The organism is Streptomyces sp. HUAS CB01 (genome assembly GCF_030406905.1).
Lineage (GTDB): Bacteria > Actinomycetota > Actinomycetes > Streptomycetales > Streptomycetaceae > Streptomyces > Streptomyces chengbuensis.
The window spans coordinates 5,332,359-5,357,657 of sequence record NZ_CP129137.1; the positions used below are offsets into that span (position 1 = coordinate 5,332,359).

The 25,299-nt window shown below is 66.7% G+C and carries 23 protein-coding genes and 1 pseudogene; 17 read left to right on the forward strand and 7 right to left on the reverse strand.

Annotation, left to right across the window (positions count from 1 at the left end):
- Positions 1 to 37 precede the first annotated feature (37 nt).
- The 5 genes from QRN89_RS23660 (at position 38) to QRN89_RS23680 (ending at position 5,088) form a co-directional block, all read left to right on the forward strand.
- Entirely contained in the window at positions 38 to 1,597 is a 1,560-nt protein-coding gene (locus tag QRN89_RS23660) for an amino acid adenylation domain-containing protein (RefSeq protein WP_290351400.1), read from the forward strand.
- Positions 1,598 to 1,668: 71 nt separating this feature from the next.
- Positions 1,669 to 2,622 (forward strand): chlorinating enzyme, encoded by a 954-nt coding sequence (locus QRN89_RS23665; protein ID WP_290351401.1) that lies wholly within the window; start codon positions 1,669 to 1,671, stop codon positions 2,620 to 2,622.
- Positions 2,623 to 2,697: 75 nt separating this feature from the next.
- Positions 2,698 to 2,925, forward strand: a complete 228-nt coding sequence (locus tag QRN89_RS23670; protein ID WP_290351402.1) for a phosphopantetheine-binding protein — start codon at positions 2,698 to 2,700, stop codon at positions 2,923 to 2,925.
- A gap of 154 nt (positions 2,926 to 3,079) precedes the next feature.
- Positions 3,080 to 4,330, forward strand: coding sequence for an aminotransferase class I/II-fold pyridoxal phosphate-dependent enzyme (locus QRN89_RS23675; RefSeq protein WP_290351403.1), 1,251 nt, complete (start codon positions 3,080 to 3,082; stop codon positions 4,328 to 4,330).
- A complete protein-coding gene (locus QRN89_RS23680; RefSeq protein WP_290351404.1) occupies positions 4,327 to 5,088 on the forward strand; it encodes a thioesterase II family protein in 762 nt (253 codons plus the stop codon). The genes QRN89_RS23675 and QRN89_RS23680 overlap by 4 nt, the downstream gene beginning before the upstream one ends.
- A 161-nt stretch (positions 5,089 to 5,249) precedes the next feature.
- Here the strand turns inward: QRN89_RS23680 and QRN89_RS23685 are convergent, their stop codons facing one another.
- The 4 genes and pseudogenes from QRN89_RS23685 to leuC form a co-directional block, all read right to left on the reverse strand.
- Complete coding sequence (locus tag QRN89_RS23685) at positions 5,250 to 5,642, reverse strand: cupin domain-containing protein (protein ID WP_290351405.1); 393 nt, start codon at positions 5,640 to 5,642, stop codon at positions 5,250 to 5,252.
- A 535-nt stretch (positions 5,643 to 6,177) separates the two neighbouring features.
- Positions 6,178 to 7,209 (reverse strand): 3-isopropylmalate dehydrogenase, encoded by a 1,032-nt coding sequence (locus tag QRN89_RS23690; RefSeq protein WP_290353833.1) that lies wholly within the window; start codon positions 7,207 to 7,209, stop codon positions 6,178 to 6,180.
- 9 nt (positions 7,210 to 7,218) lie between these two features.
- Positions 7,219 to 7,809, reverse strand: a pseudogene (gene leuD / locus QRN89_RS23695) (3-isopropylmalate dehydratase small subunit); the annotation flags it as partial.
- 2 nt (positions 7,810 to 7,811) lie between these two features.
- Positions 7,812 to 9,245, reverse strand: a complete 1,434-nt coding sequence (leuC, locus tag QRN89_RS23700; RefSeq protein ID WP_290351406.1) for a 3-isopropylmalate dehydratase large subunit — start codon at positions 9,243 to 9,245, stop codon at positions 7,812 to 7,814.
- A gap of 510 nt (positions 9,246 to 9,755) precedes the next feature.
- On the opposite strand from leuC, the gene QRN89_RS23705 reads away from it, so the two are divergent.
- Complete coding sequence (locus tag QRN89_RS23705; protein WP_494478360.1) at positions 9,756 to 13,883, forward strand: AAA domain-containing protein; 4,128 nt, start codon at positions 9,756 to 9,758, stop codon at positions 13,881 to 13,883.
- Between the two features lie 117 nt (positions 13,884 to 14,000).
- Positions 14,001 to 15,224 carry a DNA cytosine methyltransferase gene (locus QRN89_RS23710; protein ID WP_290351408.1) on the forward strand — a complete coding sequence of 408 codons (1,224 nt, stop codon included), beginning with the start codon at positions 14,001 to 14,003 and terminating at the stop codon, positions 15,222 to 15,224.
- A gap of 262 nt (positions 15,225 to 15,486) precedes the next feature.
- Here QRN89_RS23710 and QRN89_RS23715 read toward each other — a convergent pair whose 3' ends face one another.
- The 3 genes from QRN89_RS23715 to QRN89_RS23725 form a co-directional block, all read right to left on the reverse strand.
- Positions 15,487 to 16,155, reverse strand: coding sequence for a hypothetical protein (locus QRN89_RS23715; protein WP_290351409.1), 669 nt, complete (start codon positions 16,153 to 16,155; stop codon positions 15,487 to 15,489).
- Positions 16,156 to 16,395: 240 nt separating this feature from the next.
- On the reverse strand, positions 16,396 to 17,466 hold the full coding sequence (locus tag QRN89_RS23720) for an HNH endonuclease (protein ID WP_290351410.1): 1,071 nt from the start codon (positions 17,464 to 17,466) through the stop codon (positions 16,396 to 16,398).
- Positions 17,467 to 18,364: 898 nt separating this feature from the next.
- Complete coding sequence (locus QRN89_RS23725; protein WP_290351411.1) at positions 18,365 to 19,462, reverse strand: DUF1152 domain-containing protein; 1,098 nt, start codon at positions 19,460 to 19,462, stop codon at positions 18,365 to 18,367.
- Between the two features lie 80 nt (positions 19,463 to 19,542).
- Here QRN89_RS23725 and QRN89_RS23730 point away from each other — a divergent pair, with 80 nt between their 5' ends.
- The 10 genes from QRN89_RS23730 to QRN89_RS23775 all read left to right on the forward strand — a co-directional run bounded on the left by QRN89_RS23730 (position 19,543) and on the right by QRN89_RS23775 (position 25,258).
- Complete coding sequence (locus QRN89_RS23730) at positions 19,543 to 20,283, forward strand: GntR family transcriptional regulator (protein WP_290351412.1); 741 nt, start codon at positions 19,543 to 19,545, stop codon at positions 20,281 to 20,283.
- 278 nt (positions 20,284 to 20,561) lie between these two features.
- Complete coding sequence (locus tag QRN89_RS23735; RefSeq protein WP_290351413.1) at positions 20,562 to 20,999, forward strand: ATP-binding protein; 438 nt, start codon at positions 20,562 to 20,564, stop codon at positions 20,997 to 20,999.
- An 89-nt stretch (positions 21,000 to 21,088) separates the two neighbouring features.
- Positions 21,089 to 21,817 (forward strand): GntR family transcriptional regulator, encoded by a 729-nt coding sequence (locus tag QRN89_RS23740; protein ID WP_290351414.1) that lies wholly within the window; start codon positions 21,089 to 21,091, stop codon positions 21,815 to 21,817.
- A gap of 126 nt (positions 21,818 to 21,943) precedes the next feature.
- Positions 21,944 to 22,294 (forward strand): SCO3933 family regulatory protein, encoded by a 351-nt coding sequence (locus QRN89_RS23745; RefSeq protein WP_290351415.1) that lies wholly within the window; start codon positions 21,944 to 21,946, stop codon positions 22,292 to 22,294.
- A gap of 5 nt (positions 22,295 to 22,299) precedes the next feature.
- A complete protein-coding gene (locus QRN89_RS23750) occupies positions 22,300 to 23,673 on the forward strand; it encodes an FtsK/SpoIIIE domain-containing protein (RefSeq protein ID WP_290351416.1) in 1,374 nt (457 codons plus the stop codon).
- Positions 23,674 to 23,753: 80 nt separating this feature from the next.
- Positions 23,754 to 24,383 (forward strand): DUF2637 domain-containing protein, encoded by a 630-nt coding sequence (locus QRN89_RS23755; RefSeq protein ID WP_290351417.1) that lies wholly within the window; start codon positions 23,754 to 23,756, stop codon positions 24,381 to 24,383.
- Positions 24,384 to 24,401: 18 nt separating this feature from the next.
- A complete protein-coding gene (locus QRN89_RS23760; protein ID WP_290351418.1) occupies positions 24,402 to 24,596 on the forward strand; it encodes an RING finger protein in 195 nt (64 codons plus the stop codon).
- Complete coding sequence (locus QRN89_RS23765) at positions 24,593 to 24,784, forward strand: mobile element transfer protein (RefSeq protein WP_027734615.1); 192 nt, start codon at positions 24,593 to 24,595, stop codon at positions 24,782 to 24,784. The genes QRN89_RS23760 and QRN89_RS23765 overlap by 4 nt, the downstream gene beginning before the upstream one ends.
- A gap of 10 nt (positions 24,785 to 24,794) precedes the next feature.
- Positions 24,795 to 24,989: a hypothetical protein gene (locus QRN89_RS23770; protein WP_290351419.1), complete on the forward strand. Its 195-nt coding sequence runs from the start codon at positions 24,795 to 24,797 to the stop codon at positions 24,987 to 24,989.
- A 14-nt stretch (positions 24,990 to 25,003) separates the two neighbouring features.
- Positions 25,004 to 25,258, forward strand: a complete 255-nt coding sequence (locus QRN89_RS23775) for a SpdD protein (RefSeq protein ID WP_290351420.1) — start codon at positions 25,004 to 25,006, stop codon at positions 25,256 to 25,258.
- Positions 25,259 to 25,299: the final 41 nt, after the last annotated feature.

The following is a 25,299-nucleotide window of genomic DNA, read 5'->3' on the forward strand; positions in this document are numbered from 1 at the left end:
GGTCCCGCTCCCCACACCTCGAGAGGAACCCTCCCGCATGTCCCTCAAAGGCAGGCGACTGCCCCTGCCCGACGACCTGCTCGTGCACCGGGTCTTCGAGTCACACGCCCGGCGGCACCCCGACCGCACCGCCCTGACCTGTGACGGTGTGCGGCTGACGTACGCCGAGCTGAACGAGCGGGCCAACCGCTTCGCCCACCACCTCATCGGCCTCGGGGCGGGCCGCGGCTCGGTCGTCGGCGTCTGTCTCGACCGGACCCCCGACCTGCTGACCGCGGTCCTGGGCACGCTCAAGGCCGGCGCCGCCTACGTCCCCCTGGACCCGACCTATCCGGCCGAGCGGCTGCGCCTGATGGTCTCCCAGCTCGACGCCCTCGAGCTCGTCGTGGCCTCCGCCGAAACCACCGACCTGATCGGGGACGTCCCCGGCGAAGCCGTCCGGATCGACACACTCGCCGCCGACCTGGCAGGACAGCCCGCGACCGACCCGGCCGTCGACCTCGCCAACGACGATCTCTGCTACGTGGTCTTCACCTCCGGGTCCACCGGCACCCCCAAGGCCATCGCGGTCCGCCACGACGGCTGGTACAACCTGCTCGAGTGGCTGCGCGTCGCCTACGGCCTCGACGCCGGCTCCAGCGGACTGACGGTCAGCTCCTTCGGCTTCGACATCAGCCAACGCGGACTGATGTCCCCGCTCTTCTGCGGCGCGGCGATCCACCTGCTGCCGAGCAGGGCCTTCGACACGGGGATGGCGTACCGGCTGATCGCCGCACACGGTGTCCGGCAACTGCACTGCGCCCCCAGCACCCTCTACGTGCTCATCGACTACGAGCGGGCCGTGGGCGGCGACGCCCTCACCAAGGTCGGCCACGTGTTCATCGGCGGCGAGCCGCTCACCGTCGCCCGGGTGGAGGAGTGGGCCACCCGTCCCGGGAACGAGTGCGTCCTGCTGCACCAGTACGGGGTGGCCGAGTGCACGGACGTGGCGACCTCGCACGAGCTGGCCGACTACGCGCGCTACCGCGGCGCCGCGACCCCCGTCGGCGCGCCGGTCCACAACACGGAGATCCGGATCCTGGACGACGGGCTCAGCGAGGTCCCGGACGGAGAGACGGGGGAGATCTGCATCTCGGGACGGAGCGTCAGCGCCGGCTACCTCAACGCGTCCGCGGCGGACCACCGGAACTTCACCGAACTGGACACCCCCGACGGCCCCGTGCGCGTCTACCGCACCGGCGACCGCGGCTACGCGACCCCGGACGGCGAACTCGTCGTCGTCGGCCGTGAGGACGCCCAGGTCAAGATCCGCGGCATGAGGATGGACCTCGGCGACGTCGAGCACGCGATCCGCGGCCATGCACTCGTCGAGGACGCCGTGGTACTGGCCGTCCCGGACGCGGCCGGAGAACTGGGCCTGGTGGGCTTCGTCCTCCCGGCGGGCCCCCGACTCGACACCCGGGACCTGTACCGGGACCTGCTGGAGACCCTGCCCCGGAACATGGTGCCGCAGGAGTTCACGGTCCTGGACGCCTTTCCCCTGAGCCCGAACGGCAAGACCGACCGGCGCGCCATGACGGCCCTCGCCCGCGCCTGACCCGCCGGCCCCGCCGGCCCCACCGACCACCTCGATTCGCCCTTTCCCCACGGACAAAGGAACGGAACCGCATGACCATCGACCAGCAGCGCCCGACCCCCGCGGCACAGATCGCGAACAACGCGGTCGTCCCGGAGGACATCAGGGCCGACATCGAGCAGTTCGGCATCGACGGCTTCACGGGCCCGATCAAGCTGTACGAGCCCGAGGAGGCCGAGGCGCTGATCCGCGAGATCCGCATCAACAACCAGGACTCCTCGCGGGCCCTGTACAAGAACAGCGTCAACTACGACCGGCACTTCGACATCCCGGAGCTCAGCCGCCACGTCACCCACCCGACGATCGTCAAGTACCTGACCGCGATCCTCGGCCCCGACGTCCTGAACTGGCGTACGGAGTGGTTCCCGAAGTTCCCCGGAGCGAAGGCCACCGAGTGGCACCAGGTCCGCGACTACAGCTACGCCAACGGCAAGCCGCAGCTCCTCCCCACCGAGTCGGAGTGGAACGCCTACATCGACATCACCGTCTGGACGACCTTCACCCCCGCCACCAGGGACCGCGCCTGCATGAAGTTCGTCCGCGGCTCGCAGCGCGACTGGATCTTCGACGAGCACAAGGCCACCGACGCCGGCCGGGGCACCGACTACGACGTCGCCCACGCCAGCACGGGATTCTTCGGCTACGACTTCGCCGACTTCAAGATCGACCCGAACTGGGAGCCGCGCCCCGAGGACGTCGTCGAACTGGAGATGAAGCCGGGCGAGGCCGTCATCTTCACCGCCTCCTGCGTCCACGGATCCACCCCGAACCTCACCGCACGCGAGACCCGCTTCGCCATCGCGTCGCGCTACGTGCCCACGCACGTCCGCGTCTACCCGGACCAGGACTCCTTCAGCGCCCACGGCGCGACCTTCGACCTGTCGGAGTACGGCAGCGTCCTGGTGGCCGGCGAGAACCGCTACGAGCACAACCGCATCCGGACCCACAACAACCACGGCGTGCCGTTCGGCTGGACCGAGAGCTGACCACCGAGCACCGCCCCACCGCCCGTCATCCCGGACCTCCCACCCCGACGCGTCACCCCCGGAAGGAAAGAGACCTTGATCGCTGAGAAGATCCACGCCATCTGGAGCCGCGAGCTCGACCTCGAGGAGTTCTCCGACACCGACGACTTCTTCAGCATCGGCGGCCACTCGCTGATCATGACGAAGATCCAGCTCGCCATCGTCACCGAACTCGGCATCGAGGTTCCGATGGACCAGCTGTTCCGCAAGTCCACGGTCAAGGAGATATCCGAGCACATCGAGACGGCGCTCTCGGCCGCCTGACCGCCGTCGGTCGGCACCGTAACGACGCTCTGCACCCACAGGCACCACGGCATGCCGGGGCCGGGCCCACCGCCCGGACCCGGCATGCCGCCGTGCCCCCACCATCCACCCCAAGGGAGAGCCCTCAGTGCAGCTATCGAGCCGGGGCCGGCAGATGACCCGTCTGTCGGGCATCCGCAGCATCATGGAGGACATCGCCGCCGCAGGCCCGGACGTCGGTGACGGCCGCTGGCTGAACCTCAGCCCCGGGAACCCCTCGCACATCCCCGAGGTCGTGTCGGCCTGGCAACGGCTCACCCAGGAGGTCCTGCACGAGCGGTTCGTGGAGTCCAGCACCCAGTACGGTCCCTCGCGCGGCACCAGCGGTCTCGTCGAGGCCGTGGCCGAGTACTTCAACCTCACCTACGGCTGGTCGATCGGCCCGGAGAACATCGTCGTCGGCCCCGGCAGCCAGATGCTGTCGTTCGTCGCGGCGGCCCTCTTCACCGGCCCGGGCGACGACGGCCGGATCCGGCCCCTGGTCCTGCCGCGGATGCCGGACTACACCGGGTACCAGGGACTGGCCATGGACCCCGGCGGCATCGTCGGCATCGAACCGCTCGTCATCGAGGAAGGGCCCCACTCCTTCCGCTACGCGGTGGACACGGAGGCCCTCGACCGGCAGAGCAGCATGGGCATGATGCTGCTGTCCAGCCCCGCGAACCCGACCGGCAGCAGTCTCGACAGCGCCGAGCTCAAGACACTGGTCGAGACGGCCGAACGGCACGACGTACCCCTCGTCGTCGACCACGCCTACGGCGAGCCCTTCCCCGGCGTGGCGCAGACCCGGATCGCCCCGGTCCTGCACCCCCACGTGATCAACCTCTTCACGTTCTCCAAGGCCGGACTGCCGGGCGAACGGATCGCCTTCGCCATCGGCCCCGCCGAACTGATCGACCCCATGGTCTCCTTCATCGCCAACTCGTCCCTGCACGGCCCGCAGCTGCTCCAGGCCACCGCCGAACGGGCCCTGGCGACACGTCAGATGGACGTCCTGACGACCCGGCACATCAAGCCCTACTACAAGGCCAAGCGGGCGATGGCCGAGGCACTGCTCACCGAGGCGCTGCCCGAGCGGCTGAACTGGCGGTTGCACTCGAGCGACGGCGGCATGTTCTGCTGGCTGAACATCGACCACGAATGGTTCGACGACCTCGAACTGTACGAACTGCTCAAGCGGAAGAAGATGTTCGTCGTGCCCGGCCGTCACTTCTTCGTGGCGCCCCTGGACACGCCCTTCCTGCGTACTCACGGGCGGCGCTGCGTCCGGCTGAGTCTCAGTCCCAACGAGTGGGCCGTCGCGGAGGGCATCGACCGGCTGGCCGAGGCCCTCACCGAAATGCGCGCAGAGCGGGGCGGGGCATGAGCCCCGCGGACCGATGGCTGCGCCGTCACCCGGTCCGGGGGGCCGTGCGGACCCGGCTGGTCTGCCTCCCGCACGCCGGCGGCACCGCGGGGTCCTTCGCCGGCTGGGCCGGCCTGCTGCCCGCCGGAACGGAACTGATCGCCGTGCAGTACCCCGGACGGCAGGACCGGATCGCCGAGGAACCGGTCCGAGAGATGGCCGGGATGGCGGACCTGCTGGCCGAGGCGCTGCGCCCGCTGCTGGACCGCCCGATGCTCCTCTTCGGGCACAGCATGGGAACCGGGCTGGCCTACGAGGTGGCCGGACGGCTGGAACGCACTGACGGCTTCGTGATGGACCACGTCTTCGTCTCCGCCCGGCCCGCGCCGCACCGGATCGACGGCGAACACCGGCACCGGCTGACCGACGACGAACTCGTCGCCGCCATGCGCCGGCTGGGCGGTCCCGACGCCGCGGTGTACGACCACACGGCCCTGCTCCCGCTCATCCTGCCTCCGCTGCGGGCGGACCTGGCGCTGCTGGACCGGTACCGCCCGGAGCGGCTCGTACCGCTACGGGCGCCGCTGACGGTGCTGGGCGGCGAGGACGACGACACCTGCCCGGTCGGGGAACTTCCCGTCTGGGCCGAGGCCACCACCGCGTCCACGCGGGTGCGGCTCTTCCCCGGCGGGCACCACTATCTGCGGGAATGCGAGGAGGAAGTGGTGTCCGAGGTGTCGGCGGCACTGTCACGTGCCGCCACCGTGCGACCGCGGTGAAAGGGCCGGCGATAGGGCCGGCGAAAGGGCCGGCGAAAGGGCCGGCGAAAGGGCCGGACAGGGTGCTCGCGAAGCCCTGCCGAACGGTTCGCTGAAAAGACCGGTGCCGGTCCGCACTTCACGTGTGCGGACCGGCACTTCGATGTCTCGTGGGAACGTACTCAGCCGAGGCGGTGACCCGTGGTGGCATCCACATGGTCGGGGATCTCCTCGTGGGTGTCCCCGACCGTCAGAGTGCCGGTGGGTTCCACCATCAGGATGTGGGACTCCGCCTCGGCCACCGGCTTGTGCTCCGTACCGCGCGGCACCACGTAGGTGTCGCCCTGTTCGAGGGTGACCGAGCGCTCCGCGCCGGCCTCGCGCAGGTGGATCACCAGGCGCCCGGACACCACCAGGAACAGCTCGTCCGTGTCCCGGTGGGAATGCCATATGTATTCGCCATGGAATTTCGCGACCCTGACGTCGTAGTCATTGAACTGGGCGACAATTCTGGGACTCCACAACTCGCTGAAGGAATCGAGAGTCTTCTGGAGATTCACCGGCTCGTTCATCATGTATTCCATCGTGCATGAGGAAAGGCGGTCCTTCAAGGGAAAGGCCGCGGTGGGGCGAGGAGTTGATCCTGCAGTTCGCGATCGGTACTTCGGCGGGCGCGCGGATTTCACCGGAGCCGCCGCGTGCGGCGTGACGGTCACCGGGCGTCCCGGAGAACACGTCCGGTACTCGGTGGAGGGCTGTGCAGCCCCGGACCTCTCCACGGCCCGACACGGCCCGCGATGATGCGGCCCGAACCGGCGCGGCCTGCTCCCCGGACCGTCCCCCTGCGGGACCGCCTCCGGCGGGCCGGGACGAGGAGCCGCCGGGACGAGAGATGCCGGGACGAGGTGATGCCGGTACGAGGAGCTGCCGGTACGAGGTGAAGCCGGGACGAGGAACTGCCCCACCCGGCGGCCGCTCCCACCGAAATACGCGTGCCGCCCTGGCGGCTGGGGGGAAGCCAGGACGGCACGCGGGTCCGGGTGTCGACGGGCGGAGCCCGTCACCGCGCGGCGCGTACCGCGGGGGGCCGGGCCGCGCGCGGCGGCACCGTCACCGCGCGGCGCGTACCGCCAGCGCGTCGCCGATCTCCTCCGTCGTACGGAAGACCTCGTCGCGTTCGGCGAGGTCACCGCGGACCGCGTCCTCGATCCGCGCCGCTTCGGGTTCCATGCCCAGGTGCCGCAGCATCAGGGCCACGGACAGGACCGCCGCCGTCGGGTCGGCCTTGCCGGTGCCGGCGATGTCCGGAGCGGAGCCGTGAACGGGCTCGAACATCGACGGATACGTGCCGGAGGGATCGATGTTGCCCGAGGCGGCCAGGCCGATCCCGCCGCTCACGGCGGCCGCCAGGTCCGTGAGGATGTCACCGAAGAGGTTGTCCGTGACGATCACGTCGAACCGCTCGGGCTGCGTCACGAGGAAGATCGTCGCGGCGTCGACATGCAGATAGTCGGTCGTCACCTGCGGATACTCGGCAGCCACCCGGTCGAAGACGTCCGTCCACAGCCGCCCTGCGTGCACGAGGACGTTGTTCTTGTGCACCAGGGTCAGCTTCTTGCGCGGCCGTGCCGCAGCCCGCGCGAAGGCGTCCCGCACCACGCGCTCCACTCCGAACGCGGTGTTCACACTGATTTCGGTGGCCACCTCGGCGGGGGTGCCGGCGCGCAGGGAGCCACCGTTGCCCGTGTACGGGCCCTCCGTCCCCTCCCGTACCACCACGAAATCGATCCGGGGACGTCCCGCCAGCGGCGTCGGGGTGTTCGGGAACAGCCTCGACGGCCGCAGGTTGACGAAGTGGTCGAACGCGAACCGCAGCTTCAGCAACAGCCCTCGCTCCAGCACCCCGGACGGCACCGACGGGTCGCCGATCGCGCCCAGAAGAATCGCGTCGTGCTGCCGCAGCGCGTCCAGTTCCGCGTCGGGAAGCGTCTCCCCGGTGCGGTGCCAGCGGGCTGCGCCGAGGTCGTACTCCGTGGTCTCCAGCTTCACGTTGTGCGGGAGGACCGCCCGCAGAACCTTCAGGCCCTGCGCGACGACCGCCCGGCCGATGCCGTCCCCCGGCACCACCGCGAGGTCGATCACCCGGGGCTCGGCACGGACCGTGCGGGGTTTGTGGGTGGGTCTGGTTGCTTCGTAGGTGGCGATGTCGGCTTCGTTCTGAAGGGTGAGGCTGATGTCGTCGAGGCCGTTGAGGAGTCGCCATCGGGCGTTCTCGTCGAGTTCGAAGTCGGCGGTGATGCCGGGGGCGCGGACCTGGCGTTGTTCGAGGTCGACGGTGACTTCGGTGGTCGGGTCGGTTTCGGTGAGTTCCCAGAGGCGGTCGACGGTGTCCTGGGGGAGGACGACGGTGAGGAGGCCGTTCTTGAGGGAGTTGCCGCGGAAGATGTCGGCGAAGCGGGAGGAGATGACGGTTTTGAAGCCGTAGTTCTGCAGGGCCCAGACGGCGTGTTCGCGGGAGGAGCCGGTGCCGAAGTCGGGGCCGGCGACCAGGACGGTGGCGCCGTGGCGTTCGGGCTGGTTGAGGATGAAGTCGGTGTTCTTGCGCCAGGCCTCGAACAGGCCGTCCTCGAAGCCGTCGCGGGTGACCTTCTTGAGCCAGTGGGCGGGGATGATCTGGTCGGTGTCGACGTTGCTGCGGCGCAGTGGGACGGCCCGGCCGGTGTGGGTGGTGAAGGCTTCCATGGTCAGACTCCGGCGGGCGTGGGGGTGGCGGGCTGGTCGGTGAGGTCGGCGGGTGAGGCGAGGTGGCCGAGGACGGCGGTGGCGGCGGCGACCTGGGGGGAGACGAGGTGGGTGCGTCCGCCCTTGCCCTGGCGGCCTTCGAAGTTGCGGTTGGAGGTGGAGGCGGAGCGTTCGCCGGGGGCGAGCTGGTCGGGGTTCATGCCCAGGCACATCGAGCAGCCCGCGTGTCGCCATTCGGCGCCGGCTTCCTTGAAGACCTTGTCGAGGCCTTCCTCGACGGCCTGGAGGGCGACGCGGACGGAGCCGGGGACGACGAGCATCCGTACGCCGTCGGTGACTTTGCGGCCCTGGAGGATCGAGGCGGCGGCGCGGAGGTCCTCGATACGGCCGTTGGTGCAGGAGCCTACGAAGACGGTGTCGACCTTGATGTCGCGCAGGGCCTGTCCGGCGGTCAACCCCATGTATTCCAGGGCCTTTTCGGCCGCGGTGCGTTCCGATGCGTCCTCGTACGATGCGGGGTCGGGGACGTGTGCGGACAGGGGTGCGCCCTGGCCGGGGTTGGTGCCCCAGGTGACGAACGGGGCCAGTTCGGCGGCGTCGATGAACACCTCGGCGTCGAAGACGGCGTCGTCGTCGGTGCGCAGGGTCTTCCAGTAGGCGACCGCGGCGTCCCAGTCCTCGCCGGTGGGGGCGTGGTCGCGTCCCTTGAGGTAGTCGAAGGTGGTCTGGTCGGGGGCGATCATGCCCGCGCGGGCGCCGGCTTCGATGGACATGTTGCAGATGGTCATGCGGGCTTCCATCGAGAGCTGCTCGATGGCGCTGCCGCGGTACTCCAGGATGTAGCCCTGGCCGCCGCCGGTGCCGATCCTGGCGATGATGGCCAGGATGAGGTCCTTGGCGGTGACGCCGTCGGGCAGGTTCCCCTCGACGGTGATCGCCATGGTCCTCGGGCGGGCCATCGGCAGGGTCTGGGTGGCCAGGACGTGCTCGACCTGGGAGGTGCCGATCCCGAACGCCAGCGCGCCGAACGCGCCGTGGGTGGAGGTGTGGGAGTCACCGCACACCACCGTGGTGCCCGGCTGGGTCAGCCCCAGCTGCGGCCCCACCACATGGACCACGCCCTGCTCCACGTCCCCCAGCGGATGCAGCCGCACCCCGAACTCCGCACAGTTCTTCCGCAACGTCTCCAGCTGCGCACGCGAGACCGGGTCCGCGATCGGCTTGTCGATGTCCAGGGTCGGGGTGTTGTGGTCCTCGGTCGCGATGGTGAGATCCAGCCGCCGCACCCGCCGCCCGTTCTGACGAAGACCGTCGAACGCCTGCGGGCTCGTCACCTCGTGCAGCAGGTGGAGATCGATGAAGAGGAGATCGGGCTCGCCCTCGGCGCGCCGGACGACATGATCGTCCCAGACCTTCTCCGCGAGTGTCCTACCCATCGCTTTCCCTCCGGCCGACGATCAGTCCTGTCATGCCGGCGACGCTAGGGGGACCACTCCCCGGGGCGTCCTTGATCGGTCCTCACCCGGGGCGGGCCGACGGGCGAGGACACGAGGAGAGCGCCGCCGGCCGCTTCCCTCACGAGGACGTTCGCCTCTGGCCGGTTCCGGGCACGAGGTGCGGTCGCTTTGAGCCGCATACGCCTGCATGCACGCGAAGACCCCGTCCTCAGCGTTCTCGCTGGTGGCGGGGTCTTTGGGCACCTTCTTCGAGGTGCCCCCGGCAGGATTCGAACCTGCGCACACGGCTCCGGAGGCCGGTCCGGTCGTTCAAGGATGCGCTGGTCAGCACGCTCAGTGCTGCTCCTGCCCTTCCCTCTGTCCACGAATAGTCCGTAGGACAGGTCACGTTGTCACACCCCGTGCCTAGACTTCGAGCAAGGTCGGTACGGGAGGGGCTGGGCAGTGCAGGAGTCAAGTGCGGTCTCGACGGGGGCGGTTCGCCCCCAGGTGCGAGTATCCGAGATCGGTGAGTTCGTTCGTCACCAGTCGTGTCAGCGGCGATTCAAGTTGGACTCCAACCGTCGACGGCTCACACGCCGCCTTCCCTTCGCTGAGCGTCTCTTCAACCCGCTGGACTACGTCCTGTCCGCACGCGGCAAGGAGCAGGAGAGCCACTGGGAACAGGAGCTGCAGGAAGCCGGGTTCAGCGACGTTGCACCGCATATGCCCAGTGTTGAGGAGACTGGCGCCTTCCCCTCGTGGGCCGATTTTGCGGCTGCTCTGGAGGGCTTGGAGGGCCAGCACGCCGCGTATGGCCGCGAGATCCGCTTGGTCGGCAGTTTGGGTGCCTTTGATGTTGAAGGCAGAGCCGACTTCCTTGTGCTCCTGTGGCAGGGTGGCCGGCCAGTGCTGCGGGTGGTCGAGTGCAAGGCCAGCCGTCGGGACAGGACCTATCAGCGGCTGCAAGTCGCCTTCTATGCCCTGTTGATCAAGGAGAGGCTCGCTTCTCATCCGTTGACGATTGCTGGCGAGCGCCTCGACCCCGAGCGCGTCGAATGTGTTGTAGCGCGGATCGATGCGGAAACCAACGAGCGACAGCAGATTATGACTCTGGTGCCGTTGGACCTGTCCCTCGAAGAGGCAGATGCCCTGAGGCTTGTAGCCGGCGATGGGACTCTTGCCGGGATCATGGGAACCGAACTCGACGACCTTGGCTACCAGCTCGATGCCAAGTGTGACGGCTGTGTCTTCAGTGTTGACTGTTTGACAGAGAGTGCCCGACAGAGGAGGCACGAGCTGTTGGGAATCAGCGCACCGACAGCTGCTGCGCTACGACAAGCCGGAATCCGAACAATCGATGAACTCGCAGAGATTGATTCCGATGACCCTCGTGCCCGTGTTGTTCGCGCAGACCCTGGATTCACCGAACCGGTCGAACGGTTGCGCACCCTTGCAGCTGCTCGACGGTCAACGTTGCCAGGTGGAAACGAAAACCCTGACAACTTCCGTGTCCAAGCTTATAGTCCCTCCCCGACGAGTCAGCTTCCAGAATATGAGCAGGATGGCCAGAGGGTAGTTCGAATCTACCTCTCAGTCGACTACGATTACACAGAGAATCGAATCGGAGCGGTCGCGGCGCACATCACGAAGAGTGACGGCGCTATCCATACCCCATGGATTGATGTACAGGGTGAGACCCGGAAGCCGAGCCCGGATGTCGTCGAGCGGGTGCGCACAGTCGACTCCAACGGCCAGAAGCAATGGAGCGATCCGCGGCCGGTGCAGGGACAGTCGATCGTTCACTTTCAGTCTTCCGAATGGAGCGGGGAATATCTCTCCGACACGGGTTCCGAACGTCAGATTCTACAATCGTTCTTCAGCGACCTAACAACTGCCATCGCCGAAATTTCGGACGGTGGAGACGTCAAGTTGCACTTCTATGTGTGGTCTCGTAGCGAGATGAGCAGGCTCGTTGAAGCCTGCTCGCGCACCAGTGGGAAATTGTTGAGCGCACTTCGAGAGCTGCTGGGTTGCAGGGAGAGCCTGGAGCAGCTCATCTACTCCTGCGTGCAAGACGAGGTGAACAGTCGATACGCCCTGGGCTGGACGGGGCGAGGTCTCTCTGTTGTCACCTCCCTGCCCTGGTTTGGACGTTCTTATCATTGGCGTCGACGCGTTGCGGGTCAGGAAGTAGATCTGGACCAGGTATTTACGCAGGACATCTTCGACTTCAAAACCAGCCTCGGGATTGACGGTCAGGGAAATTGGGCCAAGGATGCGAAAGATTCAGTTTTGTCGCATCGCTTTGAAATCCGGAGTCGGTTTCATGACAGTCTCCCCGCCCCATATTGGCATGCGGCTTGGGACACGCTGCCGGATCCTGACAACGCCGCCATTGATATTCCGGCGAACACGCGGAATGCGATCAGGCGCTACCAGCAAGCCGGTGAGATCGGCATGCTGAAGGAATACCTGAAAGCTCGCATTCTTGCGCTTCGATGGGTTGAGGAAGCTATTGCTTTTAAGAATCCCGATATCCTGAAGCCGACGCTACAGGTTGCGGATCTCCGGCGGTTCACTCTGGGAGTCAATGATGTCGCTGCTGCTGGTATCGACTTTCTGCGCCTTGATCACTTTGTGAAATTGAATGACTGGACGGCAACCAACATTCAGCCACCGGCATCTCGTGTCCCGACGGGGCGGACGCTGCCGCTTGCCGGAGTGCAAAGCTTGGGGAGGGGGCGCCTGACGGCCACAATCGTTCCGGCAGAATACGGGTTGGAACTCGAAGAGCTCCGGAACAGGTCGCCATTCCAAGTAGGGTCGATGTGCCGGATCAATCCGTGTAGTGAAGATGTGTACCGCGGCCAAAGCATCCGGCAGCTACGTAAAGGGGGACGCACGGGCACGATCAAGGTCATCGATTGGACTAGTGGGGAAATTGAGATCGAGGAGTTCTTTAATCCGGAGTCTCGTTACGTCCTGCAAGGGGGATACAGTCGAGACCCTGAGCTTGTCTTTGACTTCGCGACACTGGACGAGTCACCTTCGGACTATGTGGCTGGCAGGGTCGAAGATCGGCTTACGAGTGCAGTCGGCTCGCATGTCTATCCATGGCTCGACCCTGAGCGACCGCGAGTCACTCCTCGTTCACCGCTGACGCCAGCCGAAACAGTGCAATGGCAGGCGGTCGTCGAAGGTATCGAATTCCAGACTGGTTTCGGACTGTCCTCGGACCAAGCGCAGGCGGTGATCGAAGGACTTGACACGCGCATGCAGGTACTGCAAGGTCCGCCTGGAACGGGAAAGACCCAGACGACCAGCGTCGCAATTGCAATTCGGGCTGCTCATCGTTTGCAGGCCGGCGATGTTGTCTTGGTGGCGGCACATACGCATGCCGCGGTCGACACGTTGTTGGAGCGTCTGCAGCGAGTGCTTCCGGAAGTGCGTGCGGCTGGCGAAGAGGCTGGCGCAGTAATTCCGGATATCAAGATCGGTCGAATCCACTCGACGGAGATTCCGGCGACAGGAAATTCGTTCGGTGCGACGGACATTATCTCCACTTCGAGCACCAACGCCATTAAGAAGCTTAGTAAGAGCGGAGTTGTGGTTCTGGGAGGTACAACAGCCGCGCTACTTAAAATGGCAAAGAATTTGAACACTAAGGCGACATGGCAAAGCAGGGGAGGTTTCTCAGTTCCCTTGCTCGTCGTCGATGAGGGCTCGATGATGGTGCTCCCCCACTTCTTGGCTCTGGCCACGTTGGTGTCTCCGGATGGCGATGTACTCGTGGCCGGCGACCATCGTCAGTTGGAGCCGATTGTTGCGCATGACTGGGATCACGAAGATCGTCCCCCATCTGTTGTGTATCAGCCGTTTTCGAGTGCCTTCAACGCTTTGCGTGGAATTGGGGCCCGTGAAGATGTTGGACCTCATGCCGTGCGCCGCTCGGCGCTTGAGCTGACATTCCGCCTACCGCCGTTGATTACTGAAGTAATCGCTCGTCTCTACCGTCTTGACGAGATTGAACTCAAGAGCCTCAAGGAAGCGTCGGTTATCGACAGCGAGGTGGACGAAGACGCCGATCGTCAAGGGCTGGAGAGGGTTTGGCGTGGGGATACAGGACTGTACCTTGTTTTGCATGACGACAAGTCGTCGAGGCAGAGCAATACGGTCGAGCTTGAAATCATTCAACAGGTACTGGCCTCGAACACTTCGCTACCCACGGATAGCGTCGCCATCATCACGCCACACAGGGCGCAGCGTTCTATGCTCTCGGCCCACATCTCCAACCCGGCTGTGGGAGTGATCGACACTGTGGAGCGGCTGCAGGGTGGTGAGAGGCCGACCATCGTTGTGAGCGGAACGGCGAGCGATCCTGCAGCTATCGCATCAAATGCGCGTTTCCTGCTCGATCTCAACCGGTCGAACGTCGCCTTCAGCAGGGCCCAGGAGCGGCTCATCGTTGTCTGCGCGCGATCTCTGCTGGACGCGTTGCCGGCGGAGCTGGAGGACTACCACGCCGCTTTGCTGTGGAAGTCGCTGCGTTCGCTCTGTACTCGCCAGGTCGGGGAGGGGCATGTCAGCGGTGCAGCGTATGAGGTGTACACGGTCCCCCGGCAGCTTGATCACTAAGGGAACACGAAGTTGTGGAGCTGCGCGCTCGACAAACGACCAGGTCACTTGACAACCAGGTCTCAGATACTGTGAGCTCGACACGGAGGCTTACCGAGGCCACAGGAGGCTGACCAGGTGCGGGCGCGCAGACCCTTTGGGCGTGTTCTATCCCTATTTACGGGTGCTGGCGGCCTAGACATCGGCCTTGAGCGTGCAGGGCTTGCGACCGTTGCATGTCTGGAGACCGACAGTGATGCACAAGCTGTTCTGCGCGCAAATCGACCATCATGGTGGCTCCCCGCCGACGGTGATGTGGCTGTTGCGGCAAGTTGGCTGCGTCCAGCGGAGCTTGGGCTGAAGCGGGGCGAACTGGATCTTATTGCTGGGGGGCCTCCCTGCCAGCCATTTTCTAAGGCCGCGCAGTGGAACAGGGGGGCTCGCGCTGGAATGCGTGATCCGCGAGCGCAGAGCATCCACGGCATGTTCGATCTGATAGACGACTTTCTTCCGAAGGCGCTACTCATTGAGAATGTTTCTGGATTCCTCCAGGGCAGAGAGAGTGCCATTGATGTTGTCATGGAACGGCTCGACAGCATCAATAGGAAGCACGGTACGAATTATGACTTGTCATGGAGAATTGTCGATTCTGCTGAGTATGGTGTCCCACAGCACAGGCAGAGGGCCATCGCGATTGCTTACCGCGAAGGTCAAGACGTAGTGCTTCCAAAGCCGACGCATGTTGGCAGGCCCGTGAGGGCTTGGGACGCTCTTTGGGATCTGGAGGAGACGGAAAAACCTGAACCTTCCGGATATTGGTCCGGACTGTTGCCGTCGATTCCCGAAGGAAAGAATTACCTGCACCATACAGCGCGGGGTGACGGAGAAGAGATTTTTGGTTGGCGGACTCGCTATTGGTCGTTCCTGCTCAAGCTGGCGAAGGATCGCCCGTCCTGGACTCTGCCGGCCTCGCCTGGGCCCAGCACCGGGCCATTCCACTGGGAAAATCGACCGCTTTCTGTCCGCGAGCAAGCTCGTCTCCAGAGTTTCCCTGATGCCTGGCGGTTTTCAGGCGTTGAGCGAGTGCAGCGGCGAGTTGTAGGAAATGCAACCCCTCCTCTGCTGGCTGAGGTGCTAGGGCGATCAATCATCACGCAGTTGGGGCTAGGGGGCGAGGCGGAACGAGAGCTACTTGTGTCTCGACGGCCTAGTTTGTTGCGCCCCCGGCGACGGGTTATTCCCGGCGAGGAGCCCGTAATTGCCGTTCCGGATGCTTACCGAGAACATATCGGGGAAAAGGAAGCGCATCCGGGTCATGGTCGTGGCCCGTCTCCGCGGATGGCTATCGAGGAAGTCGCTTAGTCCACGTGAGTGTGTTGTCCCCGAGCGAACATGCGCTGTGCTGGATGGGGTAAATGACCTGGGCGAGCGGACGGCGCGGCAGCCGTCGGTTCAGGGCAATGCCCGCCCGGCACAAGGATTTTCACCTTACGGCCTGATCCTTATCAGGTCGATCACGGAACCCCTGGTAGTTGGAGGAACCTCAGCCCGGCGACAGGACGACGGTCGCCGGGGACCGCTCCAGTCCGGCTCCGTTCGTCGCTGTTGGTGTCAGCCATTGGTGTCAGCCATCAACGGGGGGCTTGACAGATCCCTGCCGCTCGACTTCCTGCACAATGCTGCTGGCCAGATCCATGAAGTTGGTGATCGACGGCGCTTCAACGATCAGTAGTCGGTCCGCTCGCTGGCTGCCATCTGCGAAGCCACAGCCGCTTTGGCGTACCAGGGGCGTGAGCCATTGGACGGTGGGGCGCTCGGCAGCGAAGAAGATCACTGGCCGATCAGACCATGAGTGATCGGAGTAGTGGCTTCGGCAGCTCGCAGCGGTGAAGCACCCGACAGACGACAAGGCGTACGAAAGTCCTGCCACTCCAAGTTCAAGAGCGTCAAGGGGCGACCCGTCTTCGGCATGGTCGCCCACGAATCGAACAAGCTCACTGTCCGGGTGCTGTGCCGCGTAGCCAGCTGGCAGGTGGTCGAGTCCGCCGCCCTCGACCGCCTTGGCCATGGCCTCGAAACCAGCGTGAGTGCGGCTTGCCTGATCCACGAGGCTGACAAGTCGCCTTTCTTCCTCGATCATGCTGACCGCTTCTTCGTGCGTCGCCTCCCCCATGACCCAGACATCGCGGAAGCAGCCGTAGCCCTCTTCGCCCACGTCGTCCTCATCGGGCAAGCCCATGGCCAAGTCCGTGGGGAACGCAGGGTCGACGTCAATGTCGGCGGAGGGGATCACGGGCAGCTCCTGTCTTGGGGCAGCGACGGACGGCCTACTCCAGCACCTTTCCCTCGGTCGTGAAGACTGTGCCGCACTCGTTGCACTGCCAGCTATGCGGGTTCTCCATGCGCGCCTGAGGGTGTGCTGCTTCGTCTCCGCACACTACGCACCTGGTGATGTTGACGCGCGACCCGAACTCGTTCGTTCTGATGGGCATTGGGGCCTCCTGGTGGATCAATGCCGCGAGTCTGACCGATCTCAGGTAAGGCCGTCATTGCTTTGCAGGGATCGGTGAGAAACATCAGAGGCCTGTTGCGAGGGAAGCACTACCACGCCCCCGTTGAATGTCTCCTGGATGAGGTTCCGGAGTTCGCCGGGTGTGGGCCACGGCGCACGGCGGTGGATCATCCGGTGGCAGTTTGCGCAGATCAGAGCGAGATCGCTGAGTTTGGTGCGCCCCTCGCCGGCCTCGTGCAGGGGCACGACGTGATGGCACTCGATGTATCCGGCGCCCCGCGGGCCGTACGTCGCCTCGAAGTCGAAGCCGCATGCCTCACAGGTGAGCTGGCGGCCCTGACGCAAGGCGGCATCGATCTTCTTCCTGCGCAGTCCCTTGTCCCGCTCGCGGCTCTTGTGTCGGCGGATCAGCAATCTGCCCTCGGGTGCGCTGTGGTCGTCTTCTTCCTCTTCGGCCTCCGGATGCAAGTCCTGGAATTCGCCTGCGTTGAGGCCATCCCGGATGCGCCGGGCTACCTCCGCCATCTCGGCTGGCCGGGCGAGGAAGTCGTTCATGACTTCGACATCGAGCGCGTTCCCATTCGTAGGCTTCCCCTGGTAGTCCGGGTGCCGGGACGTGATGTCGGCTGTCTTGCGAGCCACGCCGTTGGGGTTCCGGAAAAGCTCGGTACGCACTTCCTCGGGATGGATCGGCATGATCTGCAACAGTGCGGACAGCTCGATTACACGTGGGTCGTTGAACTCCAGCCGCTTCCAGCCGTTGGTCATCGCCAGATCGCACGCGAGGATGATCTCGTCACGCGTCCAGTCGGGATTCCGGGACGAACGGATCACGAAGCCAAGTCTGGCGAGCCACTTGGCGGCGTGTGACCTTCCCCCGCTCAACTCCTCCGGCTTCAGCGCTCGGCCTTGATCAAACTTGTGAGCCACTCCGGCTATGGCTTTGGAGTCGTACGTCCCGTCCTCGTGAACGAGGAGGTACCCGGTCGCCGGCTTATACCCGTACTCCGACAGGAACCTGTCCCGACCCAACTCGTCGTACTCCGCTATGGCCTTGAGGACACCGTCTCGGCTGATCGCACCTTTACGCATGACGGAAGGGTAGGCGTCATCACTGACAGCCTGTCAGGCGTCCGCTCACCTCAACCACCACCCTCCCCAGCTCCCATCCCGTCCGCCGTCGACCCACACACCGTGGAGCGGGCGTGGTTCATGGCGTCCAGGTGGAGCGCGCCACTGTACGAACGACCTGGACGCCATGGGCCGCGTCTGCTCGGCTCTGCCTGGGTCGACGGTGGACGGGATGGGAGCTCCCTGCGCACACCACTACGGACCCGCCGTCGCGAACGGCGCCCCCTCCATCCCGGTGCCGGCCGATCCCCCGCCGGAGGCTCGTTCTGACCACAGCTTCGTTCAGGTAGAAGCAAAGCAACACCCATGGCAGCGTCCGATGTCCGGCCGGTGGCCTGGTGCGGGATCTGCGGGCCGTACGAACGCCCGTGCATCTGGCAGCGTCGGCCCGCGTGCCACCGCCACCACGATCCGGCCTCTTTCGGTAACACAAAGTGTCTTTGATCTGCACCGTTGGGGATCACAGTTCGTCCCCCGTGCCCGTGTTGGAATGTGGCCGCTGTGTGCGGCGACGGACGGGCGGCGACGTGCGGCCGGTGGCGAAGACATGGAGGCGGCGCGGCGGCGACCGGCCGGCGCCGCCGCGCTTGGTGCGGCCCTCGGTTGATCCGACCTACTGGTGTAGGCAACCGGGTGGAAAGGGGTGCGGCGTGGCCCCGGAAGCGGGGCGTTGAGGTCTGACCGCGGTTGCGTCTTTCCCCTCCCGAGGCCGGATCGTGGTGGCGGTGGCGTGTGGGCCGGAAGCGGCCGTTGATGCGCTTGGGCGGACTGTGCGGCGGTCGGGCTGGCGATGATCGCTGAGCGCCGTTGACCGCCGGCCGAGCGAGCGCAGCGAGCCTTGAACCCGTGAAGAAGATTGTTACTCAGCGACTGTTGGGATGCGCCACAGTGGCGCGTCGTACTGCTCCGGCCGGCTGTTGATGAGGAGCTGCCGCAGCCCATCGCGCTGGGAGCCGCTGAGGTTCAGAGCCTCGGTGATGCGGCGGAACGTCGTGTGGGTGACTCCACGGGCGCGTGCATCGGCCTCGAACTGGTCGAGCTGGGGCCAGATTGCGGACGGGTCCAGAGTCGCGGGCTGCTGGTCCTTGAGCCAGAGGGCCTTGTTGCGCTCGTAATCGATCTCCGAGTAGCCGCAGATCTCGCGGCTGTAGGCCTCGGCCTCGTCCAGGTGCTCTGTCGCCATGATGGCTCGGGCCAACTGGTTGCGGCTGACGGCGTCGTCCAGGTCGACCTCGTGCACCGTGGGGCTGTCGTCCGTGAGCGGTACGGGGAGCCCCGCATCCCGGATCTCGCAGATGCCTCGCGCACCCCTGGCCGTCGCCGCGAGGACCCCGGTCGCTTCGGACGGGTGCCACTCCAGAACCGAGTTGATCGCCTCCGCGTCGCTGGCGGTGAAGGTGTACACAACGTCGCCCAGCAAGTCGTCCACGTCTGCCGGCAGAAGTTCGCCGTCCAAGCCCGGCCCTGCGACCAGCAGCCGCACAGGCGCGTTCACCTGGCAGCATGCTGCCAGGGCCAGGGCGTCGGCGAGTGGGCTCCTCAGCGTCGGCTCGTCGCCGCGAGCGAGGATGTCGCCGCCCACGTCCAGGAGATCGATCGACTCGGGCTCCAAGTGACTTACCAGATCTTCGAGTTGATGGGTGAGTCCTTCGGCTCCCTGGTAGGGGTCGAGCAGTGCGAAGGTGTGCGGGAGCTCCGCCGCCAGCCGGGGGAGTGTGGAACCTGCTGGTGGGATCGGCCGGGCCTGCGCCGGCACTGTCCAGACGGCCGGGGTGAGTCGCTGCAGGCCGGTGAAGTTCGCGGGTTGCCGCGGACCCGGTAGCGGGTCGATCAGGAGGCGGTCCCATGCGTACGTGAGGATCACCGCTTGGTCCTGGTCGCCGTAGAGGGCGGCGTGGAGCATGGCGGCGGCGACTGCGTCGCCCCCTCCTCCTGCTGCGACGATCAACCGCGTCATGCGATCAGACTACGGGTTCACGTGTTGGCCACTCACCCTATAGTGGCCAAAGGCCATAGCCACTTGGACAAGGAGGGGAGATGCCTCAGATCGAAGAGGCTCAACCGAAGTATCTCCAGATCGCTCACCACATCCGTGATCAGATCCTTCGGGGCGACCTGCGGCCGGGGGACGAGGTCCCTTCGGAACGGCAACTCGCCGCGGACTGGAAGGTGTCCCGGCCCACGGCCGCACGGTCGCTGGAAGCGCTGAGCCATCAGGGCCTGGTCGAGAAGCGTCAGGGCTCGGGGACGTACGTGCGCAGCCTCGAAGTGAACCGGCGGGCGCGGGAGTTGTACGGGCGTGCTCGGCAGACCGGGAAGATCTACACGCCCGGCGAGTACGCGGTGATCACTTCCGCCGGCTGGCTGGAGGCTCCGGACCACGTCGCCGAGGCGCTGGGCCTGGTGAAGGATCGTCGAGCCGTGCACCGCCGGCGCGTGACCAACAACCAGGACGGCCCGATCACGCTGTCCACCTCGTGGTTCGCGCCGGATGTCGGCGAGCGGGCGCCCAAGCTCACGGATCCCGAGCGGATCCAGGAAGGGACGCTGATGTACGTCGAGCGGATGACGGGGCGTCAAGGGAGCTACGCGGAGGATCGCATGTGCGCTCGGGACGCCACCGACGAGGAGGCCACCGACCTGCGGCTGGAGCGGGGATCCGCGGTCCTCATCGTCCATCACGTGGTCTTCGACCTCCAGGACCGGCCTCTGGAGTTCGCCGAAGCCACCTACCCGCCGCACCGTTGGGCCTTCGAGCAGGGTTACCCGCTGACCTGACGACTCGCCAATTACGCCGAACCGCTTGCGCCTTCGAAGTGGCTAATGCCACTATCCAGAAAGTGGCTAAGGCCACTTGGAGGACAAGGAGGCACGACGTGGTGAGTCGGCGGCCGGAGCCGGATGCACGGTTAGCTTGCCGGGGGTGTCGGGGGCGTGGCTGGAAGCGCGTCGGCTCCCGGACGGTGCTGGCGCTCTCCACGGCCAATGACCGCGACCGTGCCATGTCGAAGCGGCGCTGCCTCGACTGCGACGGCAGCGGCAAGGAGTGAGCACGCATGGCCTACACGATCGACCGCTACCCCTGCCAGGACTCGCCGCGGCTCGGCGCGATGACCCTGCATCCGGAACCTGAGTCGGTGCCCCGCGCCCGGCGCTGGTTCCGGAAGTTCATCGCTCCGTACAACCCGGCCTGCTCTGTCGACGACTGCGCTCTGATGATCTCGGAGTTGGTGACCAACGCCATCCTCTACGGGCAGGCGGACGACCCCTGGCTGGTGCGGGTCGAGTGGTACCGCGAGGGAACCGCGCTCCGCGTTGATGTGCACAACCCGGGCTTTCCCGTGAACGTGCGGGTGCGGCACCCCGAAGCGAACGACGCTCACGGACGGGGTCTGCTCCTGGTCGACTCCATTGCCGACTCCTGGTGCTCTGGTCCCAGCCGACACGGCGGCACGGTTGTCTCCTTCGTGGTCGCCGATGCCTGGCCGGCCTGACGGGACAGTCCACCCCTTCTACTGCCCGTGTGAAAGTGTCGCTAGGCTGGTTGACCAGTTGACTTGGCCAATCTCGACAGGCGGCGCTCGTGACCTATGATGTGGAGCCACCGAAGTACGTGCGCCTCGCGCAGACGCTTCAGCGTCGCATCGAAGACGGCACGTATGCGCCCGGCACCCGAGTGCCGAGCGAGAACCAGCTGGTGCAGACCTTCGGCATGTCCCGCCCGACCGTCGTCCGAGCCCTGGAGCTCCTGAAGCGGGACGGCTGGCTCGAGTCCCGGCAAGGGTACGGGACGACCGTCCGGGGTCGCCCGGAAGTCGTCGAGCAGAAGGACCGGCGGGGGCGTGGGGCGCTTGAGCGCGACGAGTCTCACGCCGCAGGCCGCCTGATCGAAGTCGGGCGTGTGCCTGTTCCGTCGCGAGTCGCCTCGGCGCTCGGCCTGCCCAAGAGAACCGAAGTCCTCCTGCGCCGCTTCCTGGTCGAAGAGGACGGCGAGGCGGTGGAGCTGGTCTCGTCGTACTTCCCCGCCGGCCTGGCGGAAGGCACTGGGCTGGGGTCCGGCGAACCTCTGAGTGGGAGTGCGCGCGAACACCTCGAAGCTCGGAAGAAGATCCGCTTCGATCATGTCGTCGAGCGCGTGTCCGCTCGGATGCCTGATGCGGGCGAGGCCGCCGTACTGGACCTGCCGGACGGTGTTCCCGTGCTGAGCGTGCTAGTCGTGGCGTGTGACGCGTCGGGCCGGTCGTTGCAGGTCTCCGAGCTGCTGCTGCCGGCTGACCGGCAGGAACTCGAAGACACTTACCGCCTGAACTGACCCCGGTCGAGAGCGAGTTGCCAGCGATAGCGACTTGACAAGTCAACCTGGCATCCTTAGCTTCGAACTTGCTAAGTCAACCTGTCAGGTAGGCGGGTTGATCGACTCTCAGAAGGAGTAACCCCTGTGCGTGTGATCCGTGTTGACGCCTCGGCCGCCACCATCCTGCTCACCGAAGCCCCGGCGCCGAAGGTGCGCGACCGGCAGACCGGTGAGATCGCCAAGGACGCGGTGTCCGGCGAGGTGCTGATGACGGTCGGCGTCGTCTACATCGACGAGGGGGAGTCGTCGCTGATCCAGGTGGCGGTCCCGGAGAGCGGCGTGACCGAGGGGCTGACCGTCGGCGCCCCGGTGTCCCTTCCGGGCCTGGTGGCTCGGCCCTGGCAGAGCGTGTTCAACGGCCAGGAGCGCCACGGCATCGCCTACCGGGCGACTGCCATCGCCCCGGGCGCCTTCCCCATGGCTGAAGCGGGCTGATCGCCGTGACGGACCTGGTGACGTGGGCCGAGCTGGGCGGTTCGCTCGCTGCGATAGGCGGCGCCGCCTACGCTCGGCACGCCTACCCGGCGGCGTACTGGTCCACGGTCGGGCTGCCGCTCGCGGTGGCCCGGCTGCTGGCCTCGTACTCCTCGACCATGGACGCCTGCGGCCTGACCGTCGAGCCTTCCCGGTGGCGGGCGCTGGCCGTCCGGGCGGCCACTCGGCGTGAGGTCCGGCCGGTGCCTCCTCGTCGGGGCGTCATCCGGCCCACGACGACTGGACTGCGTATGCGGCTGCGGTTGGCTCCCGGCCAGGAGCCGGCGGACGTGGCGGCCTCCGCGGAACGCCTCCGGCACGCCTGGGGCGTCCACGCCGTCCATGTGCGGGACGTCAAGCCCGGGGTCGTCGAACTGCGGCTCGTCGGCTTCGACGTACTGCGGAAGGTGCGGATGCCCCGTCGGCTCGACGGCGGCCCGCTGCAGGTCCCGGTGGCGTTACGGGAGGACGCGACCGCGTTCGTGCGCGACTACCGGGCCGTGCCGCATGAGCTGGTGCTGGGCGCCACGCTCTCGGGCAAGTCCATGTACCTGCGGAACCTGCTGACCGGTCTCGCTGCCCAGCTGGTGGTCCTGGTCGGAATCGACTGCAAGCGCGGAGTCGAGCTGGCACCCTTCGCGCCCCGGCTCTCCGCTCTGGCGACCGACCCGGACCAAGCGGCCGAACTGCTTCCCGTGCTGGTGAAGGAGATGGAAGACCGGTACGACCTGATCAAGGCTCGGCAGGGCATCGCACCCGGCACGCCCGAGGAGCTGATCACCTCGGACATCTGGGGCCTTCCGGAAGGCGAACGTCCGGCTCCTATCGTGCTGTTCATCGACGAAGTGGCGGAACTCTTCCTCGTCGCCACCAGAAAGGAGGAGGAACGGCGGGACGAGATGGTCACCCAGCTCATCCGGCTCGCCCAACTCGGCCGAGCCGCCGGGATCTACCTCGAAGTCTGCGGGCAGCGCTTCGGCGCCGAGCTGGGCAAGGGTGCGACCATGCTCCGCGCCCAGCTCACCGGCCGCGTCTGCCACCGCGTGAACGACGAAGCCTCGGCGAAGATGGCGCTCGGCGACATCGCCCCGGAAGCCGTCCTCGCGGCCTGCGCCATCGCACCCGAACTGCCCGGCCTCGCCGTCGTCGGCGACACCTCCGGCGGCTGGTCCCGCATCCGCACCCCCTATCTCTCGCTTGCCGATGCCGCGGCCATCTGCCGCGCCACGGCTGACCTCGCCCCCGACGCACGGGCGCTCGATCCCCTCCGCCCGTACGTACCGCCGACGCCGGTCGAGGCGTCCGGGCCCGTGGCCACCGCTCGCCCGGTCACCGAATAGGCGAACCCGCCCCCCGGCTGCACGGCCGTTCCGTGCCACATCCCTACCCCTCCATGCCCGAAACCGGAAGGAGCCGTCCCGTGCGTGCCCTGCCCGTCCGTATCGACGCCGTACTCGTCCAGGCACTGATCGCCGCCGCACTGTCCTTCGCCCACCTGCACGATTTGGCGCTGGCTGCGGGGCAGGACGGCTGGAAGGCCTGGGCCTACCCGGTTTCCGTCGACCTGCTGTTGGTCGCGGCCTGGCGGCGGCTCCGCACCGGCGGGGCGAAAGCGGCCGGATGGTGCTGGTTCCTCGTCGCACTGACCGCCTCGCTCGGCGCCAACGTCGCCACGGCCGGGCTGCTCGACCTCGACGACGTACCGGACTGGCTGCGGATCCTCGTCGCCGGCTGGCCCGCGGTCGCCTTCCTGGGCGGGACGCTCCTCGCTCACGGAGCAACCACAGATGCCCGAACGGAGGAGCACGAGTCGGCCCCGGCGCCGGACGCGGCCGAAGAACCGACCCCGGTAGCCGAGTTTCCCGCCGCAGGGTCGAAATCGGCCCCGCCCTCCACGCCCCCGGTGCCACCGGCGCTCGTCACGCTCGCGCGCAAGATCGCCGACGAGCACCGCGCCCGGACCGGAACACCCATCGACACCTCGACCCTTCGCGCCCGGCTCGGCGTCCCGCTGCCCCTGGCCGAAGCCATCTCCACCCACCTGACCTGACCCGGAGGACATCCCCTCGTGCGCCCGTCCACGCTCCGCGCGCTCAAGCGCGCCGCCGAGCTGACCCGACAGAACCGCCTCACCGAAGCCGTGCTCGTCGCCGAGCCCGTGATCCTCGCCGCCGACAGCTACGAGGGCGACGAGATCTTGCGCTGGCTCGCCGACCACGTCACCGACTTCACCGGCGAAGACCCGAAGGAGACCCGCAGTTGACCACCAACCGCCGCTTCCGCCGCGTCGTCCGCATCGGCCCCGTACAGGTCGCCACCTACTACGACGGCCGGGGCCGGGAGAAGCACACCGCCGCCTGCACGGCCCCGCGCTGCGGCTTCGCCACGGACTACGACAGCCGCGCCGCCGCCGAACTGGCCGCCCGTACACACCGCTGCGCCGTCCGCTGAAGGAGCTCCCGTGACCGTCTCGCTGCCGCTCGTCGTCGTCCTGGGCGTCGTCGCCTGGGCCGCGATCAAGTTCCTCGGCGTCCGGCTCTGGATCGCCGTGGTGATCGCCCTGTTCGGCTTCTGGCTCTCCCACACCTTCCTCGCCCCCGTCATCGAGTCCGGCACACGTTCCGGTGTCGACGTCGTCAACGGCAACCACGAGTGACAAGGAGGTCCGCCGTGTTCCGCCCCAAACTGCCCGACATCCCGACTCCGCCGCCGACCGTCGTGCCTCAGCAGACGCAGGCTCCGGCCCCCGCGGGAGGCCGATCGGTCGCCCCGTACCTGGGCGTCGGTGCCGGCGCGGTCGCCGCCGTGGTCGTCGTCGGAGTCGTGCTCACCGCGCTCCTGGCGGCGGTCGCCGTCTCGGCCGTGTCCGTGGCCATCGCCGCCGTGGTCCTGCGCTCCCTCGTCACCGGCGCGCACAAGCGCTGACCGGCCGACGGGGCGGCAAACGCCGCCAAGCATCCCGCCGC